Raw genomic sequence first — 21,377 nt, forward strand, 5'->3', positions numbered from 1 at the left:
TGTTCTCTCCCCAACATAAAAGCCCTTCCCTCTCAGGGGTTCAGGCCGCTGACCTCAATGATCGAAATTTCTCCTGTGGCGCGATCGGTGACCTTGATGCTCAAGGCCCCGGAATCGTCGATGACGTCGATGAGAAACGCATCGGTCGCCATGCTGCCGGTGCTGCCGTTGCTGATGTTGTCCAGCAACTGCGACAACATCCGCGACTCCAGCTGGTTGCTGAAGCGCTCCAGGGCTGTGGTGCCGGTAAAGGCCGAGGCACGGTCCTTGAGGTCGGGGTCGTCGTAGTCGTTCTGCGCCTGGGCGTTGTTCAGCAGCCAGGTGCCGTTCAATGGGTTGCCGCCAAACGCCGGGTTGACCGGGGTGTACACCAGCTCGGTGGCCTGGGCAGCAAAAGCGCTGGCCAGCAGGCAGGCGGCGATGCAACGTGGAATGCGGTGGTTCATAGCTCGTCCCTCTCCAAGTCGGTGGTGTCCTGCAGCAGGCGTTGCAGCTTGCGTTGAATGATTTGCTGCTTGACCAGGTCGGCGGCGGCAACGGCCTCGTCTTTCAGTTCGGTGGTGTTTGGTGGCAGGAAGCGGCGGTACATCACTTCACGCTCGAATTCCACCGTCACCAGGCTGCCCCAGCGGGCATCGGGGCGTTCGCGTACCACCAGGTTGAAGTCCAGGCGGCTGGTGGCGCGCAGGCGGTCGGCGAAGTAGTAATAAAAGTCGTGGCCGATGTGCGAGATGGTGTTGTCGACGATAAAGCCTTGCATCTCGTCTTCATTACCGGCCTTGGCCGAGGTGGCCAGCAACAGCAGGCTCAGGCACAGCGCTGCCAGGCTGTTCATGGCGTGTCTCCCGGGCCGCTGTGGGTCTGCACACCGCCGGCACTTTCGCTGAAGGCCTGCTCGGCGACGAACTGCCAGTCGCTGTAATGCTCCAACCCCTCGAAGCCTGTCCATTCGGCGCTGAAGCCACTGCGTTTGAATGGGGTGGCGTCCGAACGGCTGTGCACGCCGGTGATGCGGCCGTCGATCGAGCGCAGCAGGCCCCACTCGTCGCTGTTGGTGATGGGGTCGGGGTACAGCCTGCGAATGTGCCGCCTGGCCTGGGGGAAACGATTGTCCTGCAACAGGTCGGCCAAGTCCTGCGGGTACTGGGCCAGCCCCGGCGAGGCGCGGTAGTAGCTGCGCAAGGCCTGGGCGTACTGGGTGCCCACCCACAGCAGTTGGCGTTCGCGGTCACGCTGGGCGGCGCTGGCCCAGATCGTGCCGGTAGCGGCCAGGGCCACGCTGCTGACCGCAATCAGCAGCAGCACGCCCAGGTAGGTGAAGCCGCTTTGGGCCTTACCATTCAGCGAAGAGGCTGCCATCACGCGCCCTCCCTGTGGCACCGCTCTTGATATCGGCCACGCCGCCGGCCACGCCTTCGGGCGGTGGCACCAACTGCCAGGCATCGCTGCGTTCGGTAATCGGGTCGACCGGGGTGTTGCGCAGGTAGCGTTGCTCCACCAGTTGCTCCAGCGAGTCCGGGTAATGGCCGGTGTCGCCGTAGTAGTGGTCCAATGACTCGCGCAGCACCGCCAGGCTCTGGCGCAGGGTGGCCTCGCGGGAGCTTTCCAGGCTGTTGAAATAGCGCGGCATGGCGATGGTCATCAGCGTGGCGATGATCGCCATGACCACCAGCAGTTCGATCAGGGTGAAGCCTTTGCTGCGTTTCATGGCTGTCACCATTGCCCGTAAGGGATGCTGTTGAGGCCTTTGCCGCGAGCCCTGGAGTACACGTCGAACACGTCTTCGCCTTCGCGCGGGTTGTCGGGGCTGCTGTCGTAGGCGCGCAGGCCCCAGCCGCCTTCGTCTTCATCCTTGGCCGCCACCAGCGGGTCGTGCGGGATGCGCCGCAGGAAGTAGAACTTGGCGCCCTTGGCACTGCGCACATCGCGCACGCCATCCACCAGTACCTGCAAGTTCGGCGGGTAGCCGCTGGCATCCAGGCGTTTCTCGATGTAGCCGGCGTCGAAGGCCCGCTTGTAGGCGTCGATGGCATCGCGAATCTGGTACAGCGCCTCGCGCAGTTGCTGCTCCTTGCCACGGCGCACCACGGTTTCGGTCAGCGGCGCGGCCATGCTGGCCAGCAGCCCGAGCAGTGCCAGGGTCAGCACCACCTCGATCAGGCTGAAGCCGTGCATACGGCGCCGGGTTTTCATGGCCGTGGGCTCCCGTTGACCGGGGCGACCGCCATTTGGCTGTCCACGACCGGTGCGTCGGTGGTTGGCGCATTGCCAGGCACGTCCATTGGTGGCAGCGGGGCCATCTGGCGTACCTGCATGGCCGACTCGGTGCCGGTGGAGAACTCCATGTCCGACGGGCTCTGGTACGGCAGGTTGCGCACGATGCGCGGGGTGATCGCCAGCACCAGCTCGCTCTTGCTCATGTCGTCCTTGTTGCTGCCGAACAGCCGGCCCAGGCCGGGGATGTCGCCAAGCCCGGGGATTTTGTTGCCGCTGGCGTTGTGGTCATTGCGCACCAGGCCGGCCAGTACCTGGGTTTCGCCATCGTGCAGGCGCAGGCTGGTCTGCGCGTTGCGGGTGTCGACCTGGACCGGAATGGTGCCCTGGCGGGTGGCTTCCAACGGCGTGGCGTTGCTCACTTCCAGCGCCACCTTGATCGCCACTTCGTTGTTCAAGTGCACGGTGGGCTGTACTTCAAGCTTCAAACCGACGTCCAGGTAGGTGACGCTTTCGGTGATCACCGGGCCCTGGGTGGACGGCACCGAGGTGGCGCTTATGATCGGCACCCGCTGGCCGATGTGGATGCGTGCCTGCTCGCGGTTACTGACGCGGATCACCGGGCTGGCCAGGGTGTTGATGTCCTTGTCCGAAGCGTTGATCTTGGCCTGCGGCGCCGGCGAGATGCTGATGCGGCTGGAGTCGATGCCCTTGAGCTGGTCGAGCACGCTGACCGGTTTGCCGTCGTTGCTCAGCACGCCGAAGGTGTTGGGCCATTGCAGGCCGAGGTCGAGGATGCGCGAGGTGGCCACTTCCATCACCTCCACTTCCAGCACCACCTCGGGGTTGGACTGGTCCTGCGATTGCAGCAGCTTCTCGGCCATGCGCACGGCATCCGGGGTGTCGCGCATGGTCAGGGTGTTGAGGCGCTCGTCGACGAACACGTCGCGGGTCTTGAGCATGGTCTTGACCATGTTCAGCGCGGTGTTGGCGTCGATGCTGGTCAGGTAGAACGTGCGCATGACCAGTTCCTGGTAGTCCTTGGTCTTCTGCGGCGAGTCGGGGTAGACCATCACGGTGTTGTCGTTGACGATCTTCTGGCGCAGCTGGTTCTGCTCCAGCAGCAGGGCCACGGCGTCTTCGATGCGCACTTCACGCACGAAGATGGTGGCTTTCATGTCCGGGCGCAGGTCCTTGTCGAAAATGAAGTTGATGCCGGCGACCTGCGACAGCACCTCGAAGATGGTCTTCAGGTTGGCATCGCGAAACTCCAGGGTCACCGGCCGCTCCAGCTTGCTGCGCAACTGCGGGTATGGCTGTGCTGTGCGCGCCTGGACGTTTTCGATGTCGCTGCGCAGGGTCATGCCCTTCTGGTTCTGCGGGTCCAGGCGCAGCACTTCGCGCATGTAGCGCTCGGCGCCGAACAGGTCGCCCTGGCGCAGCGCGGCCTGGCCAAGCGCCACGCGCTCGTCGAGGGTGCGGATCAGTTCCAGCTGGCGGATGCCTTCCTGGGCGCGGCGGTTGTTCGGCTCCAGGGTCAGCACTCGGCCATAGCCCATGCGGGCATTGGCGAAGTCGTGGCGGATACGGTCGGCGTCGGCCTGGGTGATCAGCGCCTCGACTGCCGCCTGACGGCTGTGGGCCAGGGCGATGTTCAGCTCGGTGTCGCGTGGGTCATCGCGCAGGGCTTCTTCCAGGCGGGCAATGCCGGCCTCGTACTGGCCCTCTTTCATCAACTGGTCGCTGTCCTTGCGTACCGCGCTGGTACCGCAGCCGGCAATGGCCACGCACAGCGCCACGAGCAGGAACGGAGCAGGCTTGCACAGCTTCGACGACTTCATGGTGCGCTCCCTACAGACAAGGTCTGCGACTGGTGCAAAGGCAGGTAGACCAGGCTCAGCTCGCTGGCTGAAACGCGGTCGAGGCGATAGGTGTCTTCGATCACGTCGCCTTGGCGCACGACGTAGAGTTTTTCGCCGCTCTGCAAGAAGATCTGCAGGTCGTCGCGGTCACCCATGCGGCCGATGAATTCGAATGGCAGTGCCGGAGCGGTTGGCGCTGGCACTACTGCTGGCGCGGCAACCACGGGTTGTTCGGTGACGGTGGCCAGGGCTTTGGGCTTGGTCCACTGCTGGGTGGGGAACAGGTCTCTGGAGGCCTGGTCCGGCCCTTTCGCGGCCAAAGCCGCACCCGCAGAAGCGGCGCTGCCCGCAGTCTCTGTGGGAGCTGGCTTGCCGGCGACCGGGGCCAGCGCGTCTTCTTGGCCGAACCAATGGCCGGGTGCCCAGGCCAGCGCTGCGCTCACGCCGAGGAAACCGGCCCAGATGACTGCACGTTGAGTGTTCATCACGACCTCGACAGGTAAAGGGTCATGCGCAGGCGGGCATTGAGCTCGCTGTCGCCAATGCGTTTGCGTTGCAGCTCGAGGTCTTCCAGCACCAGGGTCGGCAGCTGCTTGAGCAGGCCCTTGAGGAAGCCGCGAATCTGCGGATAGCTGCCGCGCACCGGCAGCACGATCTGGTAGCGCGCCAGCTGGGTCTTGGGGTCGATGCCCAGGGCATACTCACCACGGGCCAGGCTGATGTGCTCGGCGCTGGCCAGGTGATACAGGCGCTCGATCAGCTCGCTGGCCTGGGGCTGCCCCGGCAGTTGCTGACGCAGGCTGTCCAGGGCCTGCTGTTCGGGTTTGACGGCAATCTTCAGCTCACCCCGCTTGACCCGCCCTACCTGCACGCTGGCGTCCGCTTCGGTGGCGCGCAGTTCGCGCACGTCCTGCCATTGCGGCAGCACCCCGGCACAGGCCACACCAATGGCCAGCAGGCCTACGGCCACCGCCGCCAGGCCGACCGGGCCGACACTGCGCAGGCGCTCCTGGAGGATCAGGCTGTTCAGCGATTCAAGGGCGCGCATGGCCGGTCTCCCAAGTGGCGGTGAGGGTGAAGCGCACGGGGTGCTCAGGCTGTGCGGCCAGCACCTCGTGGTTGAGCAGCGATACATCGCTTAGCTCGTCACTGGCTTCCAGGCGCTGGTGGTACTGCAGCATCGCTTCGAGGTTGCGTGCCTCGGCGGCAATGCGCACCTGGCCCTTGCGTGCATCCGGGGTCAGGCCAAGCAACGCGACATCGTCCTGGGGCATGGCTTCGAGCATGGCGAACAGCTGCTGCCAGGGGCGTTGCAGTTGCTGCGACACACTGCGCATCTGTGCCAGACGCTCGGCTTGCTCGCGGCTGGCAGCGCTGTTTTGTGGCGCTACGGTGGCCGGACGGCGGCCCAGTTGCAGCTCAAGGCTGTGCACGCTGGCCTCCAGGTCGACCTGCTCGGCCTGCAAGCTGTGTTGCAGCAGCACCAGGCCTACGACCACGGCGCTGCCCAGAGCAAGCAGCGACCAGGCCAAAGGGCTGGTGCGCCGGGGCTGGAATTCCAGGTCGAGGCGGCGCATGTCAGGCCACCGCCCGCCACATGGCGCACAGCGGGTCGGCTTCGCTGGCCGGCTGGCACAGCTGCACCGCCGCCAGTTGCGGCACGTCGCCCCGGCCTGGGGCATGCAGGTAAACCCGTGGCAGGTGCTCGCCGTACAGCTCGCAAGTGCGCTCGATCAGCGCTTGCAGGGCCTGGTCGCTGTCGGCACAACCTTGCGCCAGCACTTGCTGCCAGGCCCCACCTGCAGCCAGCAGCAGCACGCTGCGGCGCGGTTCGGCCAGCACGAACAGGAAGTCGCCTTGCTCCAGCTGCGGCGAGCAACGGTTGTAGGCGGCCATCAGGTACGGCTGCACCGAACGCAGGTTCAGGCGGCTTTCCCGGCCCAGCGCCTGAAGCCGTTGCAGCAGGGCTTCGGGCAGCGCCGTGGCGATGCGGGCAGCACCGGCAGGCTCAGGCGACAGCACGATGCGCCAGTCGTCCAAGGGCTGCCCGTAGAGGTTTTCGAAGCAGGCCCGGGCATAGGCATCCAGTTCGCGGGGGTGGCCGATGGCATCGCTCCAGGGCACCAGGCAGAAGCGGCTGTAGCGGGCCGACAGCAATACCCGCAACTGGGCGCCACGTACGGCATGCTCGGCCAGCAGCGCGGCCAGTGCATCGACGGCGGCTGCCCAGGCCGGTTGGGCGGCATCGCAGCTGAACTCACGGCTACCCAGCCATTGGTGGTGGTTATTGTGCCAGCGACCCAGGCCGACACCCTCGGCGCCCAATACAGCGCAGAAACGATCAGATGAATGTGACACGGTTGATCTCCTCAAGGGTGGTACGGCCATCGCGGACCAGGTCCAGGGCCGAGGCCCGCAGCAGGCGCAGGCCGCGCTGGCAGGCAAGCGTCTTGATTTGCGCCAGGGGGCGGCGCTCCACGATCATTTGCCGCAGGTCGTCGTCCAGGTGCAGCAGTTCGGCAATGGCGCTGCGGCCGCGGTAGCCACTGCCCCGGCATTGGCCGCAGCCCTGGGCGCGCACGAAGGTCCAACCGGCTACGGCCTCGCGGGTCAGGCCCGAGCCATACAGGGTGTCGTCATCGTGTTCGCAGGCCGTGGCGCAGTGCGGGCAGGCCAGGCGAATCAAGCGCTGGGCCAGCACTGCATTGAGCGCGGAAACGAAGCTGTAGGGGTCGACCTGCATCTGGCTGAAGCGGCCGATCACGTCGAATACGTTGTTGGCGTGGATGGTGGTGAACACCAGGTGGCCGGTGAGCGCCGACTGCACGGCAATCTGGGCGGTGTCGGGGTCGCGGATTTCGCCAACCAGGATCTTGTCCGGGTCATGGCGCAGGATCGAGCGCAGGCCACGGGCGAAGGTCAGGCCCTTCTTCTCGTTGACCGGGATCTGCAGCACGCCGGGCAGTTGGTACTCGACCGGGTCTTCGATGGTGATGATCTTGTCCACGCCGTGGTTGATCTCGCTGATCATGGCGTACAGGGTGGTGGTCTTGCCGCTGCCGGTGGGGCCGGTCACCAGGATCATGCCGTAAGGTTCGGCGGCCAGCCGGCGCAGGGCGCGCAGGGTTTCGTCGGCAAAGCCCAGGGCTTGCAACTGCACGCCGCTGACCCGGTCGGACAAGTCCTGCTTGTCGAGCACCCGCAGTACGGCGTCCTCACCGAAGATGCTGGGCATGATCGACACCCGAAAGTCGATTTGCCGATCGCCCACGGCGACCTTGAAGCGCCCGTCCTGAGGTACGCGCTTTTCGCCGATGTCCAGCTCGGCCATGACCTTGATCCGCGAAATCACCTGGTCGGCAAAGGCGCTGCCGCTGGCTTTGCCGGCACCGTTGAGCACGCCGTCGATACGGTACTTGATGGTCAGGCCCTGGCCGGTCATGCCCAGGTGGATGTCGCTGGCGTGCAGCTTGAGCGCATCGTACAGGGTGGAGTTGACCAGTTTGACCACGCGGCTTTGGTCTTCGCTGATACTGGCCAGTGACAGGCGTTGCAGCGGGTCGCTTTCGCTGCTGGCCTCGGGGTCGTGGTCCAGGGCATCGACTGCATGGAAGCTTTCTTCGTGCCGGGCCAGAAAGGTGGCCAGTTCGGCGGCGTGGGCCAGGTACAGCGGCGCGCCTTGCAGCACATCGTCGATCCAGGCCAGGCGGGTGTGGTCGAAGGGGTCGGCGAACACGCCCAGCAACTGGCCGTTTTGCTCGATCAGCACGAATTCGCGCTTCAGGCACTGGGCCAGGGACACCTTGTCGAAGCGTGGGTTGCTGGCCAGCAGGGTGTGGCTGTCCAGTACCGGGTAGTGCAGGGTCAGGCCCAGGCGGCGGGTGAAGGTATCGGGGGTGTCGCAGGCCAGGCGTTCCAGGCAATTGAGCAGGCGCTCATCACTGGCTTGCAGGCGGGCTTGGGCCAACAGGTCGCGGGGGTAGGCTGATACTGCTGCATCGAATGCTTCTGACATGGCCTGCGACTCCGCTCAGGGGCGCGTCGCAGGCTGGCTCGGCCAGGGGTGCGGGCGCCGCTATTCCCCTGTGAGCAGTTGATCGTCGTCGGGCCCTGGCGGCTTGACGCCATTACGGCGGCGGTCGGCCAATACCCAGCTTCCATCGTACAACTGCAGGGGGAACGATTCGTTCCTGTTCTGGCGTCGTTCGACGAACCCTTCTGCCGGGTTGTCCGTGGCCCTGCGCCGGCGCTCGATGCCCATCAGGTCGAAGATTGCACGGGCCAGTTCCACCAGTGGGAACGGCTTGAACAGGACATGACTCACACCCAGTTCGGCGGCCCGCTCACGCACCTCGACGGTGGGATGGGCGGTAATCAGCACGAAGTGGCATTGCCTGTTCTTGCGTACAGCCTCCAGAACCTGAAAACCCTCCATGTCGGGCAAGCGGTAATCCAGCACAACTACTTGCGGTGCCAGGCTTTCAGCCTGTTCGATACCACTGGCACCGTCGTGGGCAACATGAACTTCCAGGCCTTGCGCCTGCAGGTACGCTTGCAGGTTCTGCGCAAGAGTCTGTTCGTCATCGACTACCAATACTCTGTTCACCAAGGTCGACTCCTAAAAACTGCCCGGTTACCCGGTCTGCGAAGTGCGCCCTTAACAAGGCTTGAGCAGGCTTCGTGCCAGGCGTGAATAGTCATGTTGCACCGCTGTAAGTCACTGATTTGCCAAGGGTGCCGGCCAGCACCCGAAATACGCTGAGCACGCGCACCCAACCGGTTCCCCACAAGCGGGGGAAATGATGGCACATTGCCAAACCTTAATTCCCCAGCATTGGGGGAAACGCCATCGTGGGCCTCAGTCGGCGATCTCCACTTTAGCGGATTCGCGCAAACGTTGGCGCACGGATTGGCGCGCCTGCGCCTCGCGTTGACCGATGAGCGTAGCCCTGGCCAAGACCAGGCCCTGTTCGCGTATGACCGAAGGGTTATCACTTTGGTTCTGCGCTCCTTGCAGTCTTTCTTTGTTGGCATCATAGAATGCCTCCACTTCGCCCTGGCTCGGCGCGTCGACTGCGCTGAGCTGGGCATACACCTGCTGGGCTGCCATGTCCTGCCGGGTGTATTCAGTGTACTGTGCCCTATCGAAGCCTGCCTCTGCCAGCCGCCGTTCGAAAACCGCCGGGCTGCCAAAGGCTGCTTCCACTTCACCGACGTGCGCCGACACCCGTTCATCGCTGACGGCAATGCCTTGGCGTTGCGCTTCCTGCCACAACAGCTCCTTGTCGATCAGTTCGTCCAGCGCCTGGTCACGCAGGCGCTTGTACAGGCCTGGGTTGCGGATACTGGTCACCGCACGGCCCTGGGCGTCCAGGTACTCGCTGAAGTAGCGCTCCAGGCGCAACAGCTCGATCTCCACACCATTGACCCGCGCCGCCGGCACATCGGCCCAGCTCGCCCTGGCCAGCACCAGCAACAGGCACAACAATACGATACGCATGGCAACCTCCGCTCAGGGGGTGTCCGGCACAGGCCGGTACGGTGTGACCGCAGTAAAGCGTGGCCCCGGCAGGGCCACCGCCACCACATGGGCCCCGGCCATGCCCTGGCGGCGGCCGGGGCCGAAGCCCAGCGCCGGGGTCAGGCCGGTAGGCACATCGTGCAGGCCTTCCAGCGCAGCAATCAGCTGCTCGCGGCTGGCATCACGGCCAATCTGTTTCAGCGCTTCACTCAACAGCTGCAACGCGCACAACGTGTTGACCTGCAACGACGCCTGGCGTGGGTCCAGGCCCTGGCGCTGCTGCAGCCCGGCGAGGGTTGCTAGGCCTTGCTCGGTCCAATCCTCCGGCACGTAGGGGTAGGCCAGAAACAGCCGTTGCGACCACTGCTCGGGCACGCGTGCCACCGCACCGGCCACTTGGCTGGAAGCGGCGAACAGATAAGGCTGGCGGCCCACCGCCTGCAACGCCGCCGCCAACTCGGCGAAGGCCTGGGCGCGGCCAAGGAAGACGATGCCCTGCCCGTCCACCGCCTGGCCGGCGAACGCCTGGATGGCCGGTGGTGCCCAGCCTTGCTGCAGCAAACGCTCGCGCACCTGCTCGGCCAACGCGGCCTGTTCGTTGCCGGCATACACCACGCGCAGCTCATCCGCGGCCAGCCCCAGCGTTGTACGGGCATGGCCTGCCAGGCTCAGCAGTTGCTCGGGCAGGCCGGGTAGCGGGTCGAAGATTTGTGCGCTGCCGCCGCTGCGTGGGGTGCTGCCAATCAGCGGTACGTTCTGTGGCGCCAACAAGGTCGTCAGGCGCTGGTCGAGCATCGGTGCCAATGGCGTGACCAGGGCGAACACCCGCTCTTGCTCCAGCAACTGGTGCAAGGCGCGTTCGGCGCTGGCGGGATCGAAACCTGGGTCAAGCACTACCAGTTCCAAGCGCCGGCCGTGGATGCCGCCTTGCTGGTTGAGCTGCGCCAGGCCATCTTCCAGCACGGCCTGTATCACTTGCCCGGCTTCGGCCAGCGGGCCGCTCGCGGGCAGCAAGGTGCCCAGGCGCAGCACACCCTCCTCCACACCTGGGTCGCGTTCCTGGGCTAGCCGCTTCAGATAGGCGGTGAGGTTGCGCTGGTCGGCCAGGGTCAGTTCGAAGCGTGGCATGGCCGGGTCCAGGCGGTTGCCTGCCGGGTCGACGCCATGCTGGATGGCGCGGGCCAGGCTGCTGTCGGTATAGGCAGGGTAGCTGCGGCCGTTGGCCTCGCGTGTGCCCTGGCCGAGTGCCAGGCGTTGCCAGTCGAGGCTGGGCGGGCGCACACCGCCTTCGGCGCGGCCACGGCCGTCGTTGCCATGGCAGCTGGCGCAGGGCAGTACGCTGGCGGGCACCGCCATATCGCTGGCGCCGACCCGCGCTTGCAGCTGGGCGTCGCTGCTGGAGACGCCTTCGCGGTACAGGCGTTTGCCGGCTTGCTCGTGGTCGGTGAGGTCCAGTGCAGAGGCAAAAGGCGACATGCCCAGCAAGCATGCCAAGCAGATCGCAAGCCCTGTGGGAGCGGCCTTGCGTCGCAAAAGGAGCGCGCAACGCTCCCCACTTTCGGGGTCAAGGCTGCCAGTGCTGGGGCTGCTGCACAGCCCTTTCGCGACGCAATGCCGCTCCCACAAAGGCTGCCCCCTCAGAGGTTGATTCCACAGGGATCGCACCATGGCAATCACCGGCCTGCCAGTGGCTGAGCCAACAGCTGCATGCGCTGGGCAATCGCCGCCGGTGGCGCATCCGGGCGGATCTTGCTCCAGCGTTTGCCGGCCACGTCACCGGCAATCAGCTGAGTCGAATGCTGCTCAGGGCTGGGCAGGAACTGCCCTATACGCCCCAGCACCAGGTCGACATTGGCCTTGTCGCCGGTCAAGAACAGCCAGTTCGGCCCATCCACGCCCTGCTTCTCGGCGAACGCCTTCAATGCCTGCGGGGTGTCGTTCAGCGGGTCACTGCTGATCGACACGAAAGTCACCTGGCTGGCCAGCTGCGGCCCCATCGCTTCGCGCACTTCACGCAACTTGCGGGTAATCAGCGGACACGCGTCGGTGCAGTGGGTGAAGATCACGTTAAGCATCACCACCTTGTCCTTGAGCACGTCGCTGTAAAAGCGCAGCTCGCGGCCATTCTGGTCCTTCAACACCGTGTCGGTGAACCAGGTCTGGGCATCACGGGTGCCGCCACCACTGGTCATCGCCTGCGGCGCCGGCTGCGGCTCGGGGGCCTGTGGCGCATGGCCTTCGTGGGCGAAGGCCACCGAGGCCAGAATCCACAGGCAACCACCCAGCACCAGCCAGTCGAACCCGCGCATGCTTGCGCGGCGGGAGCTTGCAGTGCTCATGGTTGCACCTCGTGATGGTCGGCAATGGCAGTGCTCTTGGCATGCACTCGCCGGGCGCTGAGGCGGTTGATCTCTTCGATCAGTACCGCCGGGTCGGTGAAGCCGTAGTAACGTGTCCAGTGCCCACTGCGCCCGTCACCCACCAGAATCAGCGGCGGGTGCTGGCTGAGGTCGGCACTGAAGCTACCCAGGCCCTTGAGGGTCTCGGTGACGGCGTACGGGGTGCCGGTCAGCCAGCTCCAGCCCGGCCCCTTCTGGAAGGCCTTGGCGTAGTCTTGCAGGCGCTTGGCATCGTCACGCTGAGGGTCGACGCTGATCGACACCATGTGGATCTCCTCGCCTACCCGGCCACCCAGCTGCTGCTGGACCTTGCCCATGATCGACGACACCACCGGGCACACTGTGGTGCAACTGGTGTAGATGAAACCCATGACCACCAGGTGGTCGCTTACCAGGTCTTTCTCCAGGCGTACCGGCATGCCGTCTTGGTTCAAGAGCGAAACATCGGCAAAGCGCACGCTGGTCTTTTCCTGGCGAGCCGCTGGCGGTTGCGTGCCATGGCCGTCATGGTCGTGACCGGCGTGGGCAAGGGCCAGGTTGCTGGCAAACGCCAGGCTCAGGGCCAACAGTGTGAAAGCATGCTTGGCGTTCATCGCACATTCCTCACGTCAGTCTGGGAAGCGTTGGTCGCTGCAGCCGGCAGGACGCGCAGGCTGGTGTAGTTTTCTTCGGCAAACTTGCGCCCCAGCGAGGGCGACTGCACATGCAGGTACCAGGCGCCGGCTTCAGGCAGGTTCAGCGCCGCCTGATACACACCCTCGCCCACCTCTTGCAGCTGCAGGTTGCGCGGCATCGACGATGGCGCCAGAAAGTAGCGCAGGCTCAGGTCGTTCAGGCCCAGGCGTGGCTGGCCGTCGTCGCCGACGATACGCACCCGCGCGGTAAAGTCGCTGTGCTGCGGCAAAGGCTGGTCGAGGCCGATGAACTCGGCACGCGCGCCCTTGCGTTTGCTGGCATTGGGCGCTGCGGCCACATCGGTGCTGAAGCAATGGATGATCTGCGGCTGGTTGAGCAGGAAGGCCACGTCGAACTTGCCGGCGGCGGGCAGCTTCACGGTCGAGCCATACACCCCAGGCGCCACTTCACGCAGGCTGCGGTCGACAACGATGGCCGCGCGGGCCTGGTGGCCACGGTTGTTGTAGCCGGACATTGGCGCGTTCATGCCTTCGGCGTAGAAGTAGGTGGTGTTGTCCACCGGGTTGACCACGAACACCGAGTTGTCATCGCGTGACACCGACAGCCCCTGGGCCAGCGGCAGGTCACCGGCCTGGCGCGGCGCTGCCGGGCCGGCCTCGAAACCTTGCACGATCGGTGCACGCCCCTCGCCCAGGCTGGACAGGTTGATCATGGTGACCTTGGGCGAAGCCAGGCCACGTATGTAGGCATAGCCCTTGGTGAAGGTCAGCTGGTACGGTTCGGCCGCCACCGGGATGTGGTGGATCAGCTTGTCGGTACTGGCATCTATGACCAGCGCCTGGTTCTCCAGGGTATTGAGCACGATGCCGTAGCGGCCATCGCTGCTGAAGCGCATCGGCCCCAGGCCCTGCTCGGCCTTGACCGTGTGGCGCAGCTGATGGCTGCGGGCGTCGAAGACCCGCACGCTGCCCTCCTCGCCATCGACCACGTAGACGGCCTGGGACAGCGCCGAATAGCTGACCGAGAGCGGGTGCGGGCCAACCTTGATGGTCTTGGCCAGGCGCATTTCCGGGATGTCGATGACGCTCAGGGTGCCGCTGTCGCGGTTGCTGACGTAGGCATAGCGCGAGTCAGCGCTGAAGGCGATTTCGTGGTGCCCGGTGCCGGTATTGAAGCTTTTCAGGGTGTTGCGCCCCGGCACGTCGATCACGGTTACCCCGCCTTTGGCCGGGTCGCTGCTGTTGTTGCCAACCCACAGCCGGTGCTGGTCCGGCTGCAAGGCCACGCGCAGCGGCTGGTCGCCGGCGTCCAGGTCGGCGACACGGGTGAAGGTTTCGGTGTCGATCACCGCCACCTTGCCGCGCTCGGGGATCGACACGAACACCTGCTTGTCGTCGCTGGTAGCCACCCAGTCCATGGGCCGTCCGGGCAGGTCGATGCGGGCCATGGTGCTGGTCACGCCGCCCACCGACACAGTCGGGTCGATCACGGTCAGGCTGGCGTCCTTGTTCAGCATCAGCAGGAAGTAGCTGTTCAGGTCGAGCAGCGGCCGGGCCCCGATGCTGCTCTTGAGAAACAGCGCGACCCGCGCCTTGCAGCTTTGCTCGCGGTCACCCAACGGGGCCGACTGCGCGGGGTCGATCCACGCCCCTGGGGCCATGCCCGACAGCGGCTGGCCACTGCTCTGGTCGCTGAGCTTGAAACGGATGTTGGCGAAGCTGCCTTCCTTCAGCTCCCCGCCGGCCAACGGTCGGGCTTCGAACTCCACGGTGACGCCGTCCCGGCTGAGCCGGTGCAGGGCCTGCGGGTCGGCAGGTTCCTGCAACAGCTCGCGCGGGTCGCACCAGAGCTTTTCATACGCCACGCCCAGGCCAATCAGCGCCACACCCAACATTACCCCCAAGTAAGCAGGGCGAGTCTTTTTGTTCATGCTCGCGCTCCTTTTCCGTCACTGCGCCGGGGCCGTTGCCGGCGGCGCTTCGTTGGTCACCCGCAAGATTCCCCACAGCCCCGAAAGGTTGCCGTAGGCGGCGTAGTCGCGGAACAGGTAGTCACCCGCCACCGCGTTGGCACCGCCGGCACTGGGCAGCATGAAGCTGAAGTGCGCCGCTGGCAGTACGCTTTCCTGCGCGCCGATATACATGGCCATCGGGTTGTTGCCGAAGCGCACCGAACCGATACCCGGCAGACTCATCGGGTAGCCGTCCACATCACTCTTCTCGGCTTGGTAGTTGTGCAGTGGCCATATGTGCCCGTCCAGCTGATAGACCATGCCGCGGCTGCCCCCACTGGGCATCACGATATGGTTGCGCACGGGCTGACCAGGCTTGGCGTACAGCACCGGGGTCTGCGGGTCGCCACCGACCAAGGCGTTGGCGTACGCCATGTGGGCGTTGGGCACATCACCAAAGCCCAGGCCATTGGCGCGGCCGAATGGCGAGTCGGGGGCCATGCCGAAGCGCAGCCACAACGGCTCGGTCTTGTAGTTGACCGCCATGTTGCCGTTGTCCTGCGGGTCACCGGCAGCGCCGTTGCCTTCGGTATTGATGCCTTCTACCGGGCGACCATCGGCCCAGCGCATGTTCAGCGCACGTTGCCACACCGTGACGAAGTCGCGGTAATCCGGCTGGCCGCTGACCTTCACCGTGGCCTGGGCACGGGTGGCGGTGTCTTCGGTCCAGGTGGCGGTTTGCGGCAGAATGCTCATGGCGCCCACCAGGCCTTTTTGCGGCTGCTTGATGAAGTCCGACGGGGTCAGGTTGAGGCCGCCAAACTCGATGGCCGTGGTGTTGATGTTGTCCACGGTGCGGCCAAGTTGCGACACCGGTTTGCCTTCACGCTCCAGGTGGCCGGCGTAGTACTGGTACACCTTGGTTGGGTAGGCGCCGCTGGTGCCGGCACGGGGTGGCACGGTCTGCACCGGGTTCAGGCCAACGTTGGCACCGTCGGACTTGGTGATGTCGTAGGCCAGCAACTGGGCATGCAGGCCCACGTGGCTGGACGGCCGCATCAGGTTGTTGGCGAAGGCGGTGGAGCCCTCGCTACCGAAGCGGTCACGCTTGACCACGTTGTGCATCACGGCGGTACTTGGCAGGTCTGGCATCACCAGTGGCAGGCGGTTTTCCAGGGTGATGCTGATGCAGTCGCCAGCGTTGGCGCGCAGTACCAGCGGCTCTACCGGGACACCTGCCTTGAGCTTGCCAGTGCTGGCATCGAGGTCGGCCTTGCGCACATACAGGATCGCGGTCGGGTCATGCAGCGGTGCACTGTGACCACCGATGGTGAAAGGTTCCCCATCTTCGGGGTCTACCCCACTCACCAGCGGGATGGCGGTTCTACGGCTGTTGAACACCAGGGTGCCGCCGTTGGCCTTGAGCGCGCCACCCACGTGCTGGCCGATGCCCGCCGGGTCGTTGATGCTGACGCCGTTGCGGTTTTCGAGAATGTCGTTGGCCAGGGCCGCGACAATCTCATAGTTGCGCTTGACCGTGGTGCGGGTGCCGATGCCGTTGGGGTTGGCCGTGGTTTTCGGGCAGATGCCGTCAAAGTTCACGGTGTTGCGCATGGCCACCGGTTGCGGGTTGTTAGGCAGCGCAAACAGGTCGGCACGTTGCACGGTGTAGTTGCGCATGATGCCCCATATACCGTTCCAATAGCCTTCCAGGGCGGCGTCCAGCGAATACAGGTAGTCGCCGTTGGTGGCTGCGGAACTCGAGATCATCGACACCGGCGCCATGAAGCCCAGTTGCTCGGAAATGCCGATCATCTGTGATGACTTCCAGCCCGAGTTGGAGCTATTGCCGAAACCGGTACCGTTCTGCAGCCATTTCACGCCATGCAGGGTGACGTTGTGCTCTTCTTCGTGGCCCCCGGCGTGCATGCGCAGACGCACGTTGTCACCGGAGTAGGTGCGCAGCAACGGGGTGAATGGGTCGCCCGGTTCGGCGCCAGCCTTGTTGATGTGCGGCGGGAACAGCGTGGTGCCGCCGGTAGGGCCAACCGCCGAGGTGATCGCCGAAGGCGCCAGGTTCATCGCCGGGATGGCGCGGTCGGTACGGGTTTGCAGGGCATAGCTAAGGTCGCCGGCCAGGCCGTCGGCCTGCATGCCACGCTTGCCGTCCGGGCCGACCTTGTTCGGGTCGTACACGCGCAGCGCCAACGGTTCGTTACGGTAGTTGACGACGAACATGCCTGGGTCGTCCACCGAGATCGCCTGCGGGCATGGCCGGCTTGGGCAGCCAGGGTTGATACCGCCACGTTCTTCGACGATGGCTTCAAGCAGGTTCGACGCCTTGCCGCGCACTGGGGGGTTGATGGCGTAGCGGAAGCTGTCAGCGGTGGCAGGGTACGACTGGGCATTGGGGATGCCGTCTGGCCCTGCGCCCACGTAAACACCCGCTTCATAAGCATGCTGGAAGTCGCTGTACTCCAGGAAGAACTCGCGGTAGCTATCGTTCTTGCCATCGCCATCGTGGTCGCCGGTCTGGATCACTGCCTGCCACGAGGTCGGGCCGCCATCCTGGCGCGTGGCCGGGTTGTACAGCTGCTCACCGGTTTCGGCGTGGTACCAGGTGGAGCCAGCGGGTTCGGCCAGCACGGTGGCATACAGGCCCAGTTGCTGGTGGGTCGATGGGCCAAGGTGGTCATGGGTGAAGATGGTACCCAGGCCACGGTCGACGTTGTACACGTTCACCAGCGGGTCGGCGAACCAGCGCTGCATGGCAGTGCGTGCGCCCAGCCAGTCGGCGCGGCCGAAGCGGCCGAAGTACGGGTGCTGCTTGGCTTTCGGGCAGGCAGCGGTGCCGTCGCGGCTATCGCCCTCGGTGCAGCCGTTGTAGGCACGGATGGCATGTACGCGCTCGACCACGCTGCCGGGCGAGAGAATGCCGTCTTCGTAGTTCCAGCCGTTGGCCGAGCCATCGGCAGCGGTCAGGTCCCATTTAGGCAGGTGGATGTGCTGGCCGATCACGTCGGTCGGGGTGCGCACCTGGTAGTCGTCCATCTCGTAGATGTTCGGGATCAGGTTGGTGTGCTGGTACATGGTGCAGTCGAAGGTGTTCATGCGCATCACCAGTGGCTCTGGTGGGCGCTGCTTGGTAATCACCGGCCAGGCGTCTTCCCATAGGGCAATGATGCGTGCCTGTGGGAAGTGGTAGCCGACCTTGTTGTACACCGCGTCGAATTGAATATTGGCACCTTTGTAGATACGTGGGCGGTCGGCGGTAAAGGCCGAAGCGCCACGGAAGTTCAGGCCGGTAGGGCTCTCGCCGCTAAAGAACTCGCCCACGCCCGAAGACTGGGTCAAGCGTTTGCCACGGTCATCCATGCACGGTTCGTAGTACGGTGCGCCGGCGGTGGGCAAGGCACCGTTGGTGCGGAATGCCTTGGCCACGGGTTGGCTGCCAGGGATCAGGGCATAGCTGGGGTGTTCGGCCATGGCGTGGAACTGCATGGCAGCCTGCTCGACATCGGTGCCCTCTTCCGGTAGGTAGATGGGCTTGGCCTTGTGCACGACCTTGGTGAAGTCCAGCTTGGTGGTGGTGGTCTCGGCTTCGCCGCCGGCCGAAACGCCGTCCAGCGCGTGGCGACCAAGGCCACCGTCCCAGCCATCGACCTGGTTCGCATCCAGGTTGGCCCACAGGGCTTTGCCGCTGTCTTTCAGCTGCCGGGCCAGGGCCGGGTCGAGCATGTCCAGCGGCGGGGTGGGTGGGCGGTTGCCGACGCTGCTTTCCATGCCGCCGATCCAGAATGGGTAACCTGGGTTTTTCAGGGTGCCGTCGGCATTTCGGTTGGCTTCGGTACGATCGACCAATGCCAGCGAGCCGACAGCCTTGCGCACGGGGGGTTGGTTGGCGTGGTCGTCATCGCCCTCCTCATCGTCGTCATCATCGTCATTGGCAGCGACCAGCGTTTCGGAGAGTTTGGGTACCACCACCACTTTGCCAGGCATCGGTGCCATGGCTTTGCCCGGCAGCGGCACGATGGCCGGGATCGGCGTGCCGGCGACGATCTCGCCATCGGGTAGCGCCCGAGCGCCCGCTGCCGGTTTGCCGCTACGCAAGGCGAATGGCGTACTGTGGAAGCCATTCTCGCCCTGCCCACTCACCTCCAGGCGGGTGCCTTCTTCGAACACATCGTGTACCCGCCACATGGCCCACATGCCTTGGGCGAAATGCGGGTAGAAGTGGCAGTGGTAGATGGCATCGCCGGCCACCCGGTTGCGGTTGCCCGAACCACCGTTGGCGATCTCGTAGGTGTAGCCGACACCGGCGCCGATACCTTGGGCATCGATGTAGTCAGAGTTGTCGTCATTGGGGTTGAACAGCCACTGGTGGCCGTGCAGGTGGAAGATGTGCTGCTCATGCCCGTTGTGGGTGTTGCGGAACTTGGTGAAGTCGCCGATGTAGCTGTGGTGCACGTTGGCAGGTTCCGAGGGGTACAGGGCCATGCTGGCTTTGACCCCAACGGCACTGGCCGGCGGGACTTCGCCTGGGCGGATGTGCTCCAGGCCGACGTTGGCCGGCACATCCACCAGGGTGCCGATGTCGCCGACGGTATGGGCGCTGAGGAAGAACTCTTCGTAAGCGCACGACAGGCAGTCGTGCATCGGGCCCACCCCCAGGCGGTTGGCCACCACTTCGGCGCCCATGCCACCGGAGCCATAGTTGATCATGAAGGAGTCACGCGTCGGCTCCAGTACATGGCCCATCACAGGGTCCGCCCAGTAGCCGGGGAACGCCTGAGTGCCCGCGACCTCGTCGGCGAACTGCGAGGCGAAATCGCGGAACGCCTCCAGGCGGTTGGGCAGCGCCGGGTTGCGCTTGCCCATGCTTTCCAGTGGGTAGGTCGACTTGGGGAAGCTGCCGTCGGGGTTTGGGCCCATGACGATGGCATCGGTTTCGCTGTTGATGATCTCGTTACCGTTGACCATGGCTATGATCGGCTTGCCGGCCTTGCCTTCGGCGATCCATGGTTCTACTTGCGGGTAACGAGCTTCGTAGTCGATCACCGGCTGGCCGGTGGCAGTACGGCCAGTGGTGGCCAGGCGCATTTCTTCTTCGGTGAGGGTGTTGCGGTAGGTGCGGCCAAGCTTGGGCACCACCACCACCTGGCCGAACAGGCCATTGGCAACGTTGCCCGCCGTGCCTTCACCGCCAAACGTGGCGGCTTTGCTGGTAGCGGCAAAGGCACCTTCGCGCTCGGCATACAAGGTGTAGCTGCGGGTGCTGCCGGGGCTGACGAAGAAGTTGCCATTGCGCCCGGTGTAGGCAGAAATGTCGGCGATGCTATTGACCGCCTGCATACCGTTGACCTGGAAGCCGACCATGCGCTCGGCCACCTGTTCGTCGGCAACGAAGCCTTCATCCGCTTCGTTTTCCACCTCTTCACCCTCGGGCCCCTCTGCCTCGATACCGTGCTTGTTGGGGTTGGCCCGGTAATCGAGCAGGTTGGTCAGGTTGACCGTGAGGCAGTCACCGGCAGCCACGCGCAGCACGATCGGCCGTGGGCGCTTGTCCGGGCGCAGCGTAACCTTGCCGGGTACCGCAGCCCCGCCTCTGCTAAGCGGCACCTGCTTGTCGTCCACCACATCCTCGCGGAGCGCGAACAGCATGCCGTTGGCGTTTTGCGCACCAAGGCGGTTGAACATCAGGGGTTGGTCCAGTGCCACCACATTGGCGACCAAGGTGCGCTGGCACTGCACGGCCGCCTCGCTGGTCGATTCCCAACCCAGCAGGGCCAGAACGAGTGATGACAGAAGGGGGCCTTTGCGTGGCGTAGTCATGCTGCACCTCCGGGACACAGGAACTCTGCGGGGAGCTGCAGCAAGGTGTATGCCAGAAGATAATATTCCTCCTTATCAATAAGTTATGAGATCAACCGAAACAGATTGGGGAGGATCCCCCAACGGATTTCCCAGAATCGGGGGGGGCCGCATCGCAGCGTTTGATGTCGATGCGGCGGCTCCCACGAATTCGCTGTCAGCCGACCAGACCGCGAACACAAAAGTACAAGATCGACGGGCCCATCAGGCAACCCAGTCCAGTATGGAAAGTGGCCGTCAAAGCCCCATACGGCACCAACCGCCGATCCGTCGCGGCCAGCCCGGCCGTCACCCCCGACACCGTCCCCGCCAACCCACCGAACACCATCGCCGAGCGTGGGTTGTCCAGCGCCAGCAGGCGCGCCGATACAGGGGTGAACACCATCACCAGAATCGCCTTGATCAACCCGGTGGCAATCGACAGGGCCATCACATCCGAACTGGCCCCCAGCGCCGCCCCGGTCACAGGCCCGACGATATAGGTCACCGCACCCGCACCGATGGTGGTCATGCTCACCGCATCGCGGTAACCGAAGGCGTAAGCCACCGCTGCGCCAACAATGAACGGCAACACAGTGCCCAGCAACAGCGCCACCGCGCCGATCATGCCGGCTTTGCGCGCCTCGGTGGCCTGCACCTCGAAAGCCGTGGCGACAATGGCGAAGTCACGCAGCATGGCCCCGCCCATCAGGCCGATACCGGAGAACAGCGCCATGTCGGCCAGGCCTTTCTGGCCGCCGGTGAGGGTGCCGCCGACCCAGGCCAGGACCAGGCCAATGACGATGGCGATGGCCGAGCCGTGCACGCGGCCGAAGGTCAGGTACTTCGACAGCACGACCGACAACCACATGATTGCGCCTACCGCCGCGAAGGCAGTGATCAGGCCGTTGTGTTCCAAGGCACTTTCAATGATGGGCCACATG

At 64.9% G+C, this 21,377-nt stretch carries 19 protein-coding genes; all 19 read right to left on the minus strand.

The features are described 5' to 3' along the window. Nucleotides 1-32 precede the first annotated feature (32 nt). Complete coding sequence (locus DM807_RS09110) at nucleotides 33-446, minus strand: curli assembly protein CsgF (protein ID WP_012272106.1); 414 nt, start codon at nucleotides 444-446, stop codon at nucleotides 33-35. Further along, the gene (csgE, locus tag DM807_RS09115; protein ID WP_012272105.1) at nucleotides 443-835 is read right to left on the minus strand and encodes a curli production assembly/transport protein CsgE; all 393 of its coding nucleotides are present in this window, start codon (nucleotides 833-835) and stop codon (nucleotides 443-445) included. The genes DM807_RS09110 and csgE overlap by 4 nt, the downstream gene beginning before the upstream one ends. Beyond that, a complete protein-coding gene (locus DM807_RS09120; protein ID WP_179027292.1) occupies nucleotides 832-1,359 on the minus strand; it encodes a type II secretion system protein in 528 nt (175 codons plus the stop codon). Before DM807_RS09120 ends, csgE begins: the two co-directional genes overlap by 4 nt. Next, nucleotides 1,334-1,708: a type II secretion system protein gene (locus DM807_RS09125; RefSeq protein WP_012272103.1), complete on the minus strand. Its 375-nt coding sequence runs from the start codon at nucleotides 1,706-1,708 to the stop codon at nucleotides 1,334-1,336. Before DM807_RS09125 ends, DM807_RS09120 begins: the two co-directional genes overlap by 26 nt. 5 nt (nucleotides 1,709-1,713) lie before the next feature. Beyond that, nucleotides 1,714-2,193 carry a type II secretion system protein gene (locus DM807_RS09130; protein WP_012272102.1) on the minus strand — a complete coding sequence of 160 codons (480 nt, stop codon included), beginning with the start codon at nucleotides 2,191-2,193 and terminating at the stop codon, nucleotides 1,714-1,716. Continuing rightward, on the minus strand, nucleotides 2,190-4,055 hold the full coding sequence (locus DM807_RS09135) for a secretin N-terminal domain-containing protein (protein ID WP_012272101.1): 1,866 nt from the start codon (nucleotides 4,053-4,055) through the stop codon (nucleotides 2,190-2,192). Before DM807_RS09135 ends, DM807_RS09130 begins: the two co-directional genes overlap by 4 nt. Further along, nucleotides 4,052-4,561 carry a hypothetical protein gene (locus DM807_RS09140; RefSeq protein WP_012272100.1) on the minus strand — a complete coding sequence of 170 codons (510 nt, stop codon included), beginning with the start codon at nucleotides 4,559-4,561 and terminating at the stop codon, nucleotides 4,052-4,054. Before DM807_RS09140 ends, DM807_RS09135 begins: the two co-directional genes overlap by 4 nt. After that, entirely contained in the window at nucleotides 4,561-5,124 is a 564-nt protein-coding gene (gene pilO, locus DM807_RS09145) for a type 4a pilus biogenesis protein PilO (protein ID WP_179027293.1), read from the minus strand. Before pilO ends, DM807_RS09140 begins: the two co-directional genes overlap by 1 nt. Then, nucleotides 5,111-5,653: a pilus assembly protein gene (locus DM807_RS09150; RefSeq protein ID WP_179027294.1), complete on the minus strand. Its 543-nt coding sequence runs from the start codon at nucleotides 5,651-5,653 to the stop codon at nucleotides 5,111-5,113. Before DM807_RS09150 ends, pilO begins: the two co-directional genes overlap by 14 nt. Before the next feature lies 1 nt (nucleotide 5,654). Next, complete coding sequence (locus DM807_RS09155) at nucleotides 5,655-6,434, minus strand: hypothetical protein (RefSeq protein WP_012272097.1); 780 nt, start codon at nucleotides 6,432-6,434, stop codon at nucleotides 5,655-5,657. Further along, nucleotides 6,418-8,091, minus strand: coding sequence for a GspE/PulE family protein (locus tag DM807_RS09160; RefSeq protein ID WP_060494026.1), 1,674 nt, complete (start codon nucleotides 8,089-8,091; stop codon nucleotides 6,418-6,420). Before DM807_RS09160 ends, DM807_RS09155 begins: the two co-directional genes overlap by 17 nt. A 60-nt stretch (nucleotides 8,092-8,151) precedes the next feature. After that, entirely contained in the window at nucleotides 8,152-8,685 is a 534-nt protein-coding gene (locus tag DM807_RS09165; protein WP_041166482.1) for a response regulator, read from the minus strand. Between the two features lie 249 nt (nucleotides 8,686-8,934). Further along, nucleotides 8,935-9,576, minus strand: a complete 642-nt coding sequence (locus DM807_RS09170; protein ID WP_012272094.1) for a SurA N-terminal domain-containing protein — start codon at nucleotides 9,574-9,576, stop codon at nucleotides 8,935-8,937. A 12-nt stretch (nucleotides 9,577-9,588) separates the two neighbouring features. Then, entirely contained in the window at nucleotides 9,589-11,073 is a 1,485-nt protein-coding gene (locus tag DM807_RS09175; RefSeq protein ID WP_179027295.1) for a cytochrome c/ABC transporter substrate-binding protein, read from the minus strand. 197 nt (nucleotides 11,074-11,270) lie between these two features. Continuing rightward, nucleotides 11,271-11,936, minus strand: a complete 666-nt coding sequence (locus DM807_RS09180) for an SCO family protein (protein WP_012272092.1) — start codon at nucleotides 11,934-11,936, stop codon at nucleotides 11,271-11,273. After that, nucleotides 11,933-12,589: an SCO family protein gene (locus DM807_RS09185; RefSeq protein ID WP_060494029.1), complete on the minus strand. Its 657-nt coding sequence runs from the start codon at nucleotides 12,587-12,589 to the stop codon at nucleotides 11,933-11,935. The genes DM807_RS09180 and DM807_RS09185 overlap by 4 nt, the downstream gene beginning before the upstream one ends. Further along, a complete protein-coding gene (locus DM807_RS09190) occupies nucleotides 12,586-14,562 on the minus strand; it encodes a cytochrome D1 domain-containing protein (protein WP_012272090.1) in 1,977 nt (658 codons plus the stop codon). The genes DM807_RS09185 and DM807_RS09190 overlap by 4 nt, the downstream gene beginning before the upstream one ends. 18 nt (nucleotides 14,563-14,580) lie before the next feature. Continuing rightward, nucleotides 14,581-20,415, minus strand: coding sequence for a manganese-oxidizing multicopper oxidase MnxG (gene mnxG, locus DM807_RS09195; protein WP_179027296.1), 5,835 nt, complete (start codon nucleotides 20,413-20,415; stop codon nucleotides 14,581-14,583). Between the two features lie 196 nt (nucleotides 20,416-20,611). Further along, on the minus strand, nucleotides 20,612-21,376 hold the full coding sequence (madM, locus tag DM807_RS09200; protein ID WP_012272088.1) for a malonate transporter subunit MadM: 765 nt from the start codon (nucleotides 21,374-21,376) through the stop codon (nucleotides 20,612-20,614). Nucleotide 21,377 lies beyond the last annotated feature (1 nt).

The organism is Pseudomonas hunanensis, from assembly GCF_013393325.1.
GTDB classification, from domain to species: Bacteria; Pseudomonadota; Gammaproteobacteria; order Pseudomonadales; family Pseudomonadaceae; genus Aquipseudomonas; species Aquipseudomonas putida_P.